Here is a 13,550-nt window from a genome sequence, read left to right as displayed (position 1 = left end):
GAACCCAAGGAGAGTCTCAATGCCTTACGTCCCCGTTGCAGCGCTCAAAGATTATGTCGGCAAGGAACTTGGACGTTCCGAATGGCTCACTATCGATCAGGACCGCATCAACCTGTTCGCCGAAGCCACTGGCGACTTTCAGTTCATCCACATCGATCCGGTCAAGGCCGCGCAGACCCCGTTCGGCAGCACCATCGCCCACGGTTTCCTGTCGCTGTCGCTGATGCCCAAGCTGATGGAAGACATCCTGATCCTGCCCGAGGGCGTGAAGATGGTCGTCAACTACGGCCTGGACAGCGTGCGTTTCATCCAGCCGGTGAAGGTCGACTCCAAGGTCCGGCTCAAGGTCGACCTGGTGGACGCCACCGAGAAAAAACCCGGCCAATGGCTGCTCAAGGCCACCGCCACCCTGGAGATCGAAGGCTCGGAAAAACCGGCCTACATCGCCGAGCCGCTGTCGCTCTGCTTCGTGTAAACCTGCGCGGTCGCGAAACCGCTCAGGCAGTTTCGCATCGCTTCTCTGTATCCAAGGGGCATAGCTGCGGCATACTCGTGGCCTGATGACCTGGATCCCGTTATGCGCTTATTCGTCCCACTGACCCTGACCCTGTTGCTCACCGCCTGCGGCGACGGCGAATCGCCGCTGCCTCCCGACGCGCGCCTGCCCGACGGCGGCCGCTATCGCGGCGACCTCGTGGACGGGCTGCTCCAGGGCCAGGGGCGCATCGACTACCCCAATGGCAGTTGGTATGCCGGGCAGTTCGACAAAGGCCAGTGGCACGGCACCGGGGAATGGCATGGCAGCAACGGCGAGGTCTATCGCGGCCAGTTCCAGCAAGGCCTGTTCCACGGCCAGGGCAGCCTGACCACACCGACCAGCAGCTACACCGGCGGCTTCAAGCTGGGGCGACGGGACGGTGAAGGAACGCTCAAGGAAAACGGCATGACCTACCGGGGCGAGTTCAAGGCCGACCGCTATTCCGGCCTCGGACGCCTGGAACTCGACGACGGCAGCCAGTACCAAGGCCCGTTCGCCAACGGCAAGCCCAACGGTGAAGGCCAGCGCTTCGATGCCAGCGGCAACCAGTTCACCGGGAAATTCGTCGATGGACAGCTGCAGGGCAAAGGCACTTTCAACAGCGCCGACGGCGATGTCTATGTCGGCGGCTTCAAGAACAACCAGCTCAACGGTCGCGGTCGCTACGAAAATGCCGACGGCGATGTCTGGATCGGCCAGTTCAAGGACGGCGCGCTGACCGGCAAGGGCGAATTGATCGGTGCCGACGGCAGCCACTATCTCGGTCATTTCAAGGATTGGCGCTTTACCGGCGAGGGTCGCCTGAACCTGCCCGACGGCAGCTTCTACATCGGCCAGTTCGAAAACGATAGTTACCACGGCCGTGGCACCCTGGCGCTGACCGACGGCACGGTACAAAGCGGCACCTGGGCCAACGGCCAACGGGTGCGCGACGCCGATGGACGGCTGCTGCCGGATGTACTCGAACTCGGCCTGCTGGCCCAGGGCCGCCTGCTGGAGGATGCCTTGGCCAATATCCCGGCCTCGACGCCAGCGGTGGAGCTGTACAGCCTGACCCTGGGCGGCGATGGCAAACAAAGCGTGTTCCTGCGTGAATCCGACTACGTCGCCAACATGCTCAACAGCCGTTTCGGCGCGTTCGGACAGATCCGCCTGGTGAACCACCGTGACCACCTCGGCGACCGGCCCATGGCCAGCCGCGAAAGCCTGCGCCGCGCCGCCGCCACCCTGGCCGAACGCAGTGGCCCGGAAGACCTGATCTTCATCTATCTGACCAGCCACGGCACCAGCGAACACGAACTGGTGCTCGACCAGCCGCGCATGGAACTGGCCGACCTGCCTGCCGATGAACTGGCGGTGGTGCTGGCACCGCTGAAGAACCGCGACAAGATCGTGGTGATCTCGGCGTGCTACTCCGGTGGTTTCATCCCGGCACTCAAGGATGAACGCACACTGATCATGACCGCATCCCGGGCCGACCGGGTGTCCTTCGGCTGCTCCGAGGAGGCCAACTTCACCTATTTCGGCGATGCGCTGTTCGCCCAGGCACTGAACCAGACCGATGACTTGGAGCAGGCCTTCAAACGGGCCAAGGCCACCGTCGCCGAACGGGAGCAGGCAGACAATTTCGAAGCCTCCGAACCGCAGATCTGGGCGCCCAGAACCGTCCTTTCCCATTGGCAATTGCTGCGCAAGCAGCAGGCACGAAAAGCATTGCAAAGTGCTGCATTGAACGACGGAGCCATAAAGAGCAACTAAGCTGAATCGTATCAAGGGGGAAACACCATGTACTTGACGCCTCAGCATGTTTTGCTCGCTGGAGCCACCGGGTTGACCGGTGAACACCTGCTGGATCGGCTGCTCAGCGAGCCGACCATCACCCGCGTATTGGCGCCTTCACGCCGGCCCCTGGCCGAGCATCCACACTTGGAAAACCCGGTTGGGGAACCGGCCCAGGTGCTGCCACAACTCAGCGGCCAGGTCGACATCGCCTTTTGCTGCCTCGGCACGACCATCAAGAAAGCCGGCTCCGAACAAGCCTTTCGCGCGGTGGACCTGGACCTGGTGGTGGCGTTTGCCAAACGCGCCCGGGAACTCGGGGCACGGCACTTGATCGTGATCAGCGCCTTGGGGGCCGACTCGAAGTCATCGATTTTCTATAACCGGGTCAAAGGCGAAATGGAAGCCGCGCTCAAGGCCCAGGACTGGCCGCAACTGACCATCTGCCGCCCTTCCCTGCTGCTGGGCGACCGCGTCGAACCGCGCCTGGCCGAGCAACTGGCCGGGCCGTTGTCGAAGCTGATCCCGGGCAAATACCACGGCATCGAAGCCTGCCAACTGGCCCGCGCCATGTGGCGACTGGCGCTGGAAGAGCAGAATGGAGTGCGGGTTGTGGAGTCGGATGAGTTGCGTAAGCTCGGCAAATAGCCCATAGCCCTGTGGCGAGGGGAGCTTGCTCCCGCTCGACTGCGCAGCAGTCGCCTGCAGTTTCAGAATGAAAGAAAGCTTGGGGCCGCTTCGCAGCCCAGCGGGAGCAAGCTCCCCTCGCCACAGGTTCTGAGCAGATCAAGCACTGTGGTGCTTGTTACAACCCGCCTGTCGCCTGGAACCCTACGCCTAATGCCGTGAATAACGACAACGGCAACAACAAGGTATCCAACAACGCACTGCCCGGCAGATCCAAACCCGGGTAGCTCGGGGCTTCGGCGCCGAAGCGGTCCTTGGCGCAGCAGCCACGATTGAGAGCGTAGAGGTCCAGGCGCGTGCCCGCGTACACCACCGGCGCGCCAGGCTTGGCGGCGTCGAGGGTGCGGGCGGTGGCGCAGCCGGTCAGTTGCAGCGCCAGCAGCACCACCAGGAGCCTATTCATCGCTGCTCAAATGATGCTCGCCCCAACGCGGCAGCATGTCCTGGGGGATATTCAGCAGATTGAGAATCCGCGCGACCACGAAATCGATCAGGTCGTCGATGGTCTGCGGCTGGTGATAAAACCCCGGCGAGGCCGGCAGGATGGTCACGCCCATGTTCGACAGTTTGAGCATGTGCTCCAGATGAATGCTCGAATACGGCGCTTCCCGCGGCACCAGGATCAGTTGGCGGCGCTCCTTCAGCGTCACGTCCGCGGCCCGCTCGATCAGGTTGTTGCAGGCGCCGGTGGCAATCGCCGACAGCGTCCCGGTGGAACACGGCACCACCACCATCGCCGCCGGGGCGCCGGAGCCCGATGCAACGGGCGACATCCAGTCTTCCTTGCCATACACACGAATCTGCCCCGCCGCCGCACCGGTGTATTCGGTGAGGAAGGCCTGCATCATCTGGGTCTTGGCCGGCAGGGTCACGTCGGTTTCGGTGGCGATCACCAGTTGCGCGGCCTTGGAGATCAGGAAGTGCACCTCGCGGTCTTCACGCACCAGGCAATCGAGCAGGCGCAAGCCGTACTGGGCGCCGGAGGCACCGGTCATCGCCAGCGTAATGCGGTCGGGGCCATTGCTCTCCAAGCGAGTGTTCATTTCAGCGCCTCGGCCAGTTTGCCGTGCAGGCCGCCGAAGCCGCCGTTGCTCATGATCACCACGTGGGTGCCGGGCTGAGCCTGGCTTTTCACGCGCTCGATGATGCCTTCCAGGGAATCGCTGACAATCGACGGCACCGTGCACAGCGCGGCGGTGGCGCCGAGGTCCCAGCCGAGGTTGGCCGGCGCGTACCAGATCACCTGGTCGGCATCGACCACGCTTTCCGGCAGGCCGTCGCGGTGGGCGCCAAGTTTCATGGAGTTGGAGCGTGGCTCGATGATCGCGATCAACGGTGCGTCACCGATGCGCTTGCGCAGCCCATCAAGGGTGGTGGCGATGGCGGTCGGATGGTGGGCGAAGTCGTCATAGATGGTGATGCCGCGCACCTCGGCGACTTTCTCCATGCGCCGCTTCACGCTCTTGAACGCGCTCAACGCGGCAATGCCCATGGACGGCACCACGCCGACATGCCGAGCAGCCGCCAGGGTCGCCAGGGCGTTGGCGACGTTGTGCTGGCCGGTCATGTCCCACTCGACCACGCCTTGGGACACACCTTCGAACAGCACTTCGAACTGCGAACCGTCGTCCTTGAGCAACTTCACCTGCCACTGCCCGCCCGCGCCAGTGGTTTGCACCGGGGTCCAGCAGCCCATCTCGATCACCCGCTGCAACGCCGGCTCGGTGGTCGGATGGATGACCAGGCCTTCACTCGGGATAGTGCGGACCAAATGGTGGAACTGCCGCTCGATGGCTGGCAGATCGGGGAAGATGTCCGCATGATCGAACTCAAGGTTGTTGAGGATCGCCGTGCGTGGACGGTAGTGGACGAATTTCGAGCGTTTGTCGAAAAACGCGCTGTCGTATTCGTCGGCCTCGATCACGAAGAACGGCGTGCCGCCCAGGCGCGCCGACACCGAGAAGTTCTGCGGCACGCCGCCGATCAGGAAGCCCGGGCTCATGCCGGCGTGCTCCAGCACCCAGGCGAGCATGCTGCTGGTGGTGGTCTTGCCGTGGGTGCCGGCCACGGCCAGGACCCAACGGCCCTGCAACACGTGATCGGCCAGCCACTGCGGGCCGGACACGTAGGGCAGGCCTTTGTTGAGCACGTACTCCACCGCCGGGTTGCCACGGGACATGGCGTTGCCGATGACCACCAGGTCTGGCGCCGGGTCCAGCTGCGCCGGGTCGTAGCCTTGGGTCAGCTCAATGCCCTGGGCCTCCAGCTGTGTGCTCATCGGCGGGTAGACGTTGGCGTCGGAACCGGTCACGTGATGACCCAGCTCCTTGGCCAGGACCGCCATCGAACCCATGAAAGTGCCGCAAATACCGAGAATATGGATGTGCATAGTCGACCTCGTAAAACATGGCCGCAGGTTAGCGTAGGGAGGGGGAAATCGCACCTTGTGTTTCGACTTCACCTCGCCTTTACGGGTGGCCGCCAGACTTGCAAACAGCACACAATCCCTGTGGGAGCGAGCCTGCTCGCGATAGCGGTGGGTCAACTTGCATTGATATTGGATGTACCGCCGCCATCGCGAGCAGGCTCGCTCCCACAGTTGATCGCATTCCTTCAGGACGACCGCGACACGGTTCAGCGGGCAATGGCGTGCTTGCGCAGCTTTCGGTAGAGGGTATTGCGGCTGATGCCCAGTTGTTCGGCAGTGTGGGTCATGTGCCAGCGCTGGCGCTCCAGCACATCGAGCAACGCCACACGCTCGGCATCTTCAAGCGGCCGTTCTGCCACGGTTTCAACCAGCGCCACCGGACGCTGGCGAATCATCGCCGGCAAGTCCTCCAGACCAATCCGCCCGCCGTCGCACAACGCAGCAAGGGTCCGCAATACATTACGCAGTTGCCGCACGTTGCCCGGCCAATCGAAGCCCAGCAACGCCTGGCGCGCCGGTTCGTCGATGATCACCGTCTCGCCGCCGCTCTCCTCGGCCAGCAGGAAATCCAACAGCTGCGATTTGTCACTGCGCTCGCGCAACGCCGGCAAGGGGATTTCCAACCCATTGAGGCGGTAATACAAATCCTCGCGGAAGCTGCCGTCCTGCACCCGCTCCAGCAATTGCCGGTGGGTGGCGCTGATGATGCGCACGTTGACCGTCTCGGGCTCGCCGCCGATGGGCACCACCTGGCGATCTTCCAGCACCCGCAGCAAACGGGTCTGCAAGGCCAGGGGCATGTCGCCGATTTCATCGAGGAACAACGTGCCGCCGTCGGCCTGTTGCAGCTTGCCGCGCATACCTTCCTTGCGTGCGCCGGTGAAGCTGCCGCCGCGATAGCCGAACAACTCGCTCTCGATCAGGCTTTCCGGGATGGCCGCGCAGTTGAGGGCGACGAATTGCTTACCGGCGCGCTGGCTGGCGTGGTGCACGGCCTTGGCGAAGGCTTCTTTGCCAGAGCCGGTTTCGCCGTGGATCAGCAGCGGCACATCGCGCTCGAACACCCGCAGCGCCTTGCGAAAATGCTCCTGCAACGCCGCATCCCCCAGGCAGATGCCCGGCAGCCGCGCAGGCTCGATGGCCTTAAGCAACGGAGCGATCGGCACCGGCACGCTGCGCGGCTGGCCACGCAGCACGGCGAACAAAGGCCGACCGTCACGGGTCCGCAACGGCCAGCTCGCACTGGCATTGACGCTCGCGCGGCCGAGCAACTCGTCCAGCGAACAATCGAAGAAGTCTTCCACCCGCTGGCCCAGCAAGCTGCCGCGAATATGCCCCAAGAGGTTGAGCGCGCTCTGGTTGACCGCGCTGATCCGCCCTTCGCCGTCGAACGCCAGCAACCCTTCGCTGAACAGCCCCACGGACTCGGCCTGCAGGTGAAAGCGCAGCAGCCATTGATTGTCGAAGCAACGCAGGAAATAGCAGCTCTCGATCATCTTCGCCGAGAGATTGACCAGGGCCATGGTGTGGAACTGGCTCTGGCGCGACACGTCCGGGCGGGCCGAGGACACGTCGAGCACCGCCAACAGTTCGCCCTGAGGGTCGAAGACCGGGCTGGCCGAGCAGGTCAGGCCGGTGTGGCGGCCACGGAAATGTTCTTCCTGGTGGATGGTCAGGGCCTGACGTTCTACCAGGCAGGTGCCAATACCGTTGGTGCCTTCGCAGGCTTCACTCCAGTCAGCGCCGAGCCAGAGCCCGGCCCGTTCGAAAATCTTGCGTTCGCTGGGGGCGGTGACGCAATTGAGGATCACGCCCCGGGCATCGGTGAGCAGCACCGCGTGGCCGGCGCCGGAGAGTTGCTGATGGAGGCTGGTCATTTCGGTGCCGGCGATGTGCAGCACCTGTTGCAGGCGTTCGCGGCTTTCCAGCACCCGGCCATGTTCGAGCACCGTCGGCGCGAGGTTCTGGGCCGGGTCGAGGTGATAGTCCTCGAGGCAGCGCAGCCAGGAACGGGCAATCGACGGATCGCTGCCGGGGCCCTGCAGGTGGGCCTTGCCCTGGGTGACCGTCAGGACTTGTTGGGCATGGCGACTCAAGTGGTTGCTGTGCATTTCTTATTGTTCTCTGTGGTGAGGGGATTTATCCCCGTTGGGCTGCTTAGCAGCCCTCCCGCCAACTCGCGTCAGCATCCTCCAGCCCAACAACCTTTGCAATGCTGGCGCGACCTGTCAGTCACAGACTGTCTCGCCGATGGCACAAACTGTCACACCGGCTGTATCGCAATCGTCACGCACGGCATCCGTTTGTCCGGCGAACCCCTCCTAAAGTCTTGATTTACGGGCCTTGCAAGGCAATGGCCCAACCTTTGCTCTAGGCTTAATTACCGGCGCTCAATTTTGCGCGGCCTCCCGTATAAGCACAAAAGCCAAGGAGAACTCATCATGCGTTACGCTCACCCCGGTACTGAAGGCGCTATCGTTTCGTTCAAGAGCAAATACGGTAACTACATCGGCGGCGAGTTCGTCGCGCCTGTCAAAGGTCAGTACTTCACCAATACTTCCCCGGTCAATGGCCAGCCCATTGCCGAATTCCCGCGTTCCACGGCCGAAGACATCGACAAAGCCCTGGACGCCGCCCACGCCGCCGCGGATGCCTGGGGCGCCACGTCGGCCCAGGCCCGTTCGCTGATCCTGCTGAAAATCGCCGACCGCATCGAAGCCAACCTCGAAGTGCTGGCGATCACCGAATCCTGGGACAACGGCAAGGCCGTGCGCGAAACCCTCAATGCCGACATCCCCCTGGCCGCCGACCACTTCCGCTACTTCGCCGGTTGCCTGCGGGCCCAGGAAGGCAGCGCCGCCGAGATCGACGGCAACACCGTGGCCTATCACATCCATGAACCGCTGGGCGTGGTCGGGCAGATCATCCCGTGGAACTTCCCGCTGCTGATGGCCGCCTGGAAACTCGCCCCGGCCCTGGCCGCCGGTAACTGCGTGGTGCTCAAGCCAGCCGAGCAAACCCCGCTGGGCATCTGCGTGCTCATGGAGCTGATCGGCGACCTGCTGCCACCCGGCGTGTTGAACGTGGTGCAAGGCTTCGGTAAAGAAGCCGGTGAAGCCCTGGCGACCAGCAAGCGCATCGCCAAAATCGCCTTTACCGGTTCCACCCCGGTCGGCTCGCACATCATGAAATGCGCCGCCGAGAACATCATCCCGTCCACCGTGGAACTGGGCGGCAAGTCGCCGAACATCTTCTTCGAAGACATCATGCAGGCCGAGCCGAGCTTCATCGAGAAAGCCGCCGAAGGCCTGGTGCTGGCGTTCTTCAACCAAGGCGAAGTCTGCACCTGCCCATCCCGCGCCCTGGTGCAAGAATCGATCTACGACGAGTTCATGAAAGTGGTGATGAACAAAGTCCTGCAGATCAAACGCGGCGACCCGCTGGACACCGACACCATGGTCGGCGCCCAGGCGTCCGAGCAGCAATTCGACAAGATTCTTTCGTACCTGGAAATCGCCAAGGGCGAAGGCGCCGAGCTGCTGACCGGCGGCAAGGTGGAAAAACTCGAAGGCAACCTGGCCAGCGGTTATTACATCCAGCCGACCCTGCTCAAGGGCACCAACAAAATGCGCGTGTTCCAGGAAGAAATCTTCGGCCCAGTGGTGAGCATCACCACCTTCAAGGACGAAGCCGAAGCCCTGGCCATCGCCAACGACACCGAGTTCGGCCTCGGCGCCGGTCTGTGGACCCGCGACATCAACCGCGCCTACCGCATGGGCCGGGCGATCAAGGCCGGTCGCGTCTGGACCAACTGCTACCACCTCTACCCGGCGCACGCCGCGTTCGGTGGCTACAAGAAGTCCGGCGTGGGTCGTGAGACGCACAAGATGATGCTCGATCACTATCAGCAGACCAAAAACCTGCTGGTGAGCTACGACATCAATCCGTTGGGGTTCTTCTAAGCCTTCGGGGCGAGGCAGGTGGTTCTGCTTCGCCCTTTAGATAGCTATCGCGAGCAGGCTCGCTCCCACAGGGACTGTGGGTGACCCTTTTTTTCTGTGGGTTGGCCCAAATCCCCTGTGGGAGCGAGCCTGCTCGCGATGGCGCCCTCACTGACAACATCAAATTGCCGCCCCACTGCTCTGGCATGAGCCTTGCGTGCCCGCTCCACAACAAACCCGAAAGTCCAACAGATCAAACAATAAAAAAAGACAGAGAGGACTTATGACTTCTACCACTCAACTCAAACCCACACTCGGCACCCTGCATTTATGGGGCATCGCCGTCGGCCTGGTGATTTCCGGCGAGTACTTCGGCTGGAGTTACGGCTGGGGCACCGCTGGGACCCTGGGGTTTCTCGTCACCGCCCTCATGGTGGCGTTGATGTACACCTGCTTCATCTTCAGTTTCACCGAATTGACCACCGCGATTCCCCACGCTGGCGGGCCGTTTGCCTACAGCCGACGGGCCTTTGGTGAGAAAGGCGGGTTGATCGCCGGGATCGCCACGCTGATCGAATTTGTCTTCGCGCCCCCGGCCATCGCCATGGCGATTGGCGCCTACCTCAATGTGCAGTTTCCAGAGCTGGACCCCAAGCTCGCGGCGGTTGGCGCGTACATCGTGTTCATGACCCTGAACATCCTCGGCGTCAGCATCGCCGCCGCGTTCGAGCTGGTGGTCACCGTGCTGGCGGTCGCCGAATTGCTGGTGTTCATGGGCGTGGTCGCGCCGGGCTTCAGCTTCAGCAACTTCGTGCTCAACGGCTGGGCCGGCTCCAATGAGTTCACCCTCGCCTCGATCCCGGGCATTTTCGCCGCAATCCCCTTCGCGATCTGGTTCTTCCTTGCCATCGAAGGTGCGGCCATGGCCGCCGAAGAAGCCAAGGACCCGAAACGCACGATTCCCCGCGCTTACGTCAGCGGCATCCTGACCCTGGTGTTCCTGGCCATTGGCGTGATGATCATGGCCGGCGGCGTCGGTGACTGGCGCACCCTGTCAAACATCAACGACCCGCTGCCCCAAGCGATGAAGGCCGTGGTCGGCAACAATTCCACGTGGATGCACATGCTGGTGTGGATCGGCCTGTTCGGCCTGGTGGCGAGTTTCCACGGGATCATCCTCGGCTACTCGCGGCAGTTCTTCGCCCTGGCCCGGGCCGGCTACCTGCCCCGTGGCCTGGCGAAACTCTCGCGCTTCCAGACCCCGCACCGGGCAATCCTGGCCGGCGGCGTGATCGGCATCGCGGCGATCTACAGCGATGGCCTGGTCAACCTGCAAGGCATGAGCCTGACCGCCGCGATGATCACCATGTCGGTGTTCGGCGCCATCGTGATGTACATCATCAGCATGCTCAGCCTGTTCAGATTGCGTAAGACCGAACCGAACCTGGAACGCACCTTCCGTGCCCCGGGCTACCCGATCGTGCCGGGCATCGCGTTGTTCCTGGCGGTGGTGTGCCTGGTGGCGATGGCGTGGTTCAACATGCTGATCGGCCTGGTGTTCCTGGCGTTCATGGTTGTCGGCTACCTGTATTTCCAACTGACCGCCAAGCAACGCTCCGATGCCCCGGCGGACGCTATGCTCACAGGTATCTGAAGTTGCACCGGTGCCGGGCTGAGGGCCCGGTGCCTGCCTTATAGAAGTGCACGCAGTTTCCTCCCTGTGCGGGAGAGCCCTGTTTTTAGGGTTAGCCCTGTGTGGGGAAACTCTGTGGGAGCAGGGCTACTCCACAGGGGTTGGGTCTGCGCTGTAGTTGAATTATTTAGAGATTCAGGAGGACACCGCCCCATGGCCGCATTCGCCCATTCCGTCGGCGCCCAGACCTATCGCTTCGACAGTCTCAAAGAGCTGATGGCCAAGGCCAGCCCGGCGCGTTCCGGGGATTTTTTGGCCGAAGTCGCGGCGCTCAACGATGGTGAGCGGGTAGCCGCGCAAATGGCCCTGGCTGACCTGCCCCTCAGCCATTTCCTGCAAGAAATGCTGATTCCTTACGAGGCCGACGAAGTCACCCGGCTGATCGTCGACACTCACGACAAACAGGCCTTCGCCGTTGTCAGCCACCTCACCGTCGGCGGTTTTCGCGACTGGCTGCTCAGCGACGCCGCCGATGAACAGAGCCTGCGGGCACTGGCTCCGGGGCTGACGCCGGAAATGGTCGCCGCCGTGTCGAAGATCATGCGCGTGCAGGATCTGGTGCTGGTGGCACAGAAAATCCGCGTGGTGACCAAGTTCCGCGGCACCCTCGGCCTGCGCGGGCGCCTGTCCACCCGCCTGCAACCCAACCACCCCACCGACGAACCGGCCGGGATCGCGGCGAGCATCCTCGACGGCCTGCTCTACGGCAACGGCGACGCCATGATCGGCATCAACCCGGCCACCGACAGCACCGCGTCGATCTGCGCGATGCTGGAAATGCTCGACGCCATCATCCAGCGCTACGACATCCCCACCCAAGGCTGCGTGCTGACCCACGTCACTACCTCCATCGAAGCGGCGAACCGTGGCGTGCCCCTGGACCTGGTGTTCCAGTCCATCGCCGGCACCGAAGCGGCCAACGCCAGTTTCGGCATCAACCTCAACGTGTTGAAGGAAGGCTACGACGCCGGGCTCAGCCTGAATCGCGGCACCTTGGGCAACAACCTGATGTACTTCGAAACCGGCCAGGGCAGCGCGCTGTCGGCCAACGCCCACCACGGCGTCGATCAACAGACCTGCGAAACCCGAGCCTACGCCGTGGCACGCCATTTCAAGCCGTTTTTGGTGAACACGGTTGTAGGTTTCATCGGCCCGGAATACCTGTACAACGGCAAACAGATCATCCGCGCCGGCCTCGAAGACCACTTCTGCGGCAAGCTCTTGGGCGTGCCGATGGGCTGCGACATCTGCTACACCAACCACGCCGAAGCCGACCAGGACGACATGGACACCCTGCTGACCCTGCTGGGCGTGGCCGGGATCAACTTCATCATGGGCATCCCCGGCTCCGACGACATCATGCTCAACTACCAGACCACCTCGTTCCACGACGCCCTCTACGCCCGCCAGACCCTGGGCCTGAAGCCGGCGCCGGAATTCGAGACTTGGCTGGCGAACATGGGCATCTTCACCCAGGCCGATGGCCGGGTGCGGTTCGGCGACAACCTGCCACCGGCGTTCCGTCACGCCCTGGCGCATTTGGGATAAGTGAGCTGCCGATGGATAACAAACCTGTCGATCCACAAAACCCTTGGCTGGAACTGCGCCGCCTGACCCCGGCGCGCATCGCCCTGGGTCGCACCGGCACCAGCCTGCCGACCCAGGCGCAACTGGACTTCCAATACGCCCACGCCCAGGCCCGCGATGCGGTGCACCTGGCGTTCGATCACCAAGGGATTCGTGCACAACTGGCCGAGCGCGGCCGCGAAAGCCTGCTGCTCCATAGCGCCGCCGCCGACCGCCATAGCTACCTGCAACGCCCGGACCTGGGCCGACGGCTCGACGAGGCCTCTGCAAAAATCCTGGATGACTACGCAGCGGCTCACCCCGGCGGCGTGGACCTGGCCATCGTCGTCGCTGATGGCTTGTCGGCGCTGGCGGTGCATCGGCATACGCTGCCGTTCCTCGCACGATTGGAAGAACAGATCGCCGCTGACGGCTGGTCGGTGTCACCCGTGATCCTGGTGGAGCAAGGCCGGGTCGCGGTGGCCGATGAAGTAGCCCAGCGGCTCGGCGCAAAAATGTCGGTGATCCTGATCGGCGAACGCCCCGGCCTCAGCTCCCCCGACAGCCTGGGGCTGTATTTCACCTACAACCCCAAGGTCGGCCTGACCGATGCCTATCGCAACTGCATCTCCAACGTCCGCCTCGAAGGCTTGAGCTACGGCATGGCCGCCCACCGCCTGATCTACCTGATGCGCGAGGCCTGTCGCCGCCAGCTCTCGGGGGTCAATCTGAAGGACGAAGCCCAGGTTCAAACTCTAGACTCGGAAAATACCGCCGATATGAAAGGTAACTTCCTACTCATGCCGCCCCAAAGCTGATCCGTTTATCCGTTGCGTTTTTGATCCGCTTTCAGGCAGCATCAAAAGCACGGCAGCGCGAAGTTGTTGTCTGAATATCTGTCGACCCTTGCAGACGAGA

General features: G+C 63.0%; 11 protein-coding genes. 7 read left to right on the top strand and 4 right to left on the bottom strand.

Annotated features, from left to right (window positions below; all coding sequences use genetic code 11):
* Positions 1 to 19 precede the first annotated feature (19 nt).
* The 3 genes from GN234_RS22085 (at position 20) to GN234_RS22075 (ending at position 2,965) form a co-directional block, all read left to right on the top strand.
* The gene (locus tag GN234_RS22085) at positions 20 to 475 is read left to right on the top strand and encodes a MaoC family dehydratase (RefSeq protein WP_176689079.1); all 456 of its coding nucleotides are present in this window, start codon (positions 20 to 22) and stop codon (positions 473 to 475) included.
* Positions 476 to 577: 102 nt separating this feature from the next.
* Positions 578 to 2,296 carry a C13 family peptidase gene (locus GN234_RS22080; protein WP_176689078.1) on the top strand — a complete coding sequence of 573 codons (1,719 nt, stop codon included), beginning with the start codon at positions 578 to 580 and terminating at the stop codon, positions 2,294 to 2,296.
* Between the two features lie 27 nt (positions 2,297 to 2,323).
* Positions 2,324 to 2,965, top strand: coding sequence for an oxidoreductase (locus GN234_RS22075; RefSeq protein WP_176689077.1), 642 nt, complete (start codon positions 2,324 to 2,326; stop codon positions 2,963 to 2,965).
* Positions 2,966 to 3,122: 157 nt separating this feature from the next.
* Here GN234_RS22075 and GN234_RS22070 read toward each other — a convergent pair whose 3' ends face one another.
* From GN234_RS22070 to GN234_RS22055, 4 genes are all read right to left on the bottom strand, one after another.
* Entirely contained in the window at positions 3,123 to 3,407 is a 285-nt protein-coding gene (locus GN234_RS22070) for a YceK/YidQ family lipoprotein (RefSeq protein ID WP_176689076.1), read from the bottom strand.
* Positions 3,400 to 4,047: a flavin prenyltransferase UbiX gene (ubiX, locus tag GN234_RS22065; protein ID WP_109756301.1), complete on the bottom strand. Its 648-nt coding sequence runs from the start codon at positions 4,045 to 4,047 to the stop codon at positions 3,400 to 3,402. Before ubiX ends, GN234_RS22070 begins: the two co-directional genes overlap by 8 nt.
* Positions 4,044 to 5,393 (bottom strand): UDP-N-acetylmuramate:L-alanyl-gamma-D-glutamyl-meso-diaminopimelate ligase, encoded by a 1,350-nt coding sequence (gene mpl, locus GN234_RS22060; RefSeq protein WP_176689075.1) that lies wholly within the window; start codon positions 5,391 to 5,393, stop codon positions 4,044 to 4,046. Before mpl ends, ubiX begins: the two co-directional genes overlap by 4 nt.
* Positions 5,394 to 5,638: 245 nt before the next feature.
* Positions 5,639 to 7,543 carry a sigma-54-dependent Fis family transcriptional regulator gene (locus tag GN234_RS22055; RefSeq protein ID WP_025569724.1) on the bottom strand — a complete coding sequence of 635 codons (1,905 nt, stop codon included), beginning with the start codon at positions 7,541 to 7,543 and terminating at the stop codon, positions 5,639 to 5,641.
* Between the two features lie 330 nt (positions 7,544 to 7,873).
* Between GN234_RS22055 and exaC the strand changes: the two genes are divergently transcribed.
* The 4 genes from exaC (at position 7,874) to eutC (ending at position 13,450) form a co-directional block, all read left to right on the top strand.
* Positions 7,874 to 9,394, top strand: a complete 1,521-nt coding sequence (exaC, locus tag GN234_RS22050; protein ID WP_025569726.1) for an acetaldehyde dehydrogenase ExaC — start codon at positions 7,874 to 7,876, stop codon at positions 9,392 to 9,394.
* A gap of 262 nt (positions 9,395 to 9,656) precedes the next feature.
* Complete coding sequence (gene eat, locus GN234_RS22045; RefSeq protein WP_176689074.1) at positions 9,657 to 11,027, top strand: ethanolamine permease; 1,371 nt, start codon at positions 9,657 to 9,659, stop codon at positions 11,025 to 11,027.
* 192 nt (positions 11,028 to 11,219) lie between these two features.
* The gene (locus GN234_RS22040) at positions 11,220 to 12,614 is read left to right on the top strand and encodes an ethanolamine ammonia-lyase subunit EutB (protein WP_109756305.1); all 1,395 of its coding nucleotides are present in this window, start codon (positions 11,220 to 11,222) and stop codon (positions 12,612 to 12,614) included.
* Positions 12,615 to 12,625: 11 nt separating this feature from the next.
* A complete protein-coding gene (gene eutC, locus GN234_RS22035; protein ID WP_176689073.1) occupies positions 12,626 to 13,450 on the top strand; it encodes an ethanolamine ammonia-lyase subunit EutC in 825 nt (274 codons plus the stop codon).
* The last annotated feature ends 100 nt before the right edge of the window (positions 13,451 to 13,550 follow it).

It is taken from the genome of Pseudomonas bijieensis (assembly GCF_013347965.1).
GTDB lineage: Bacteria > Pseudomonadota > Gammaproteobacteria > Pseudomonadales > Pseudomonadaceae > Aquipseudomonas > Aquipseudomonas bijieensis.
This window is presented reverse-complemented; position numbering and strand designations above follow the sequence as displayed.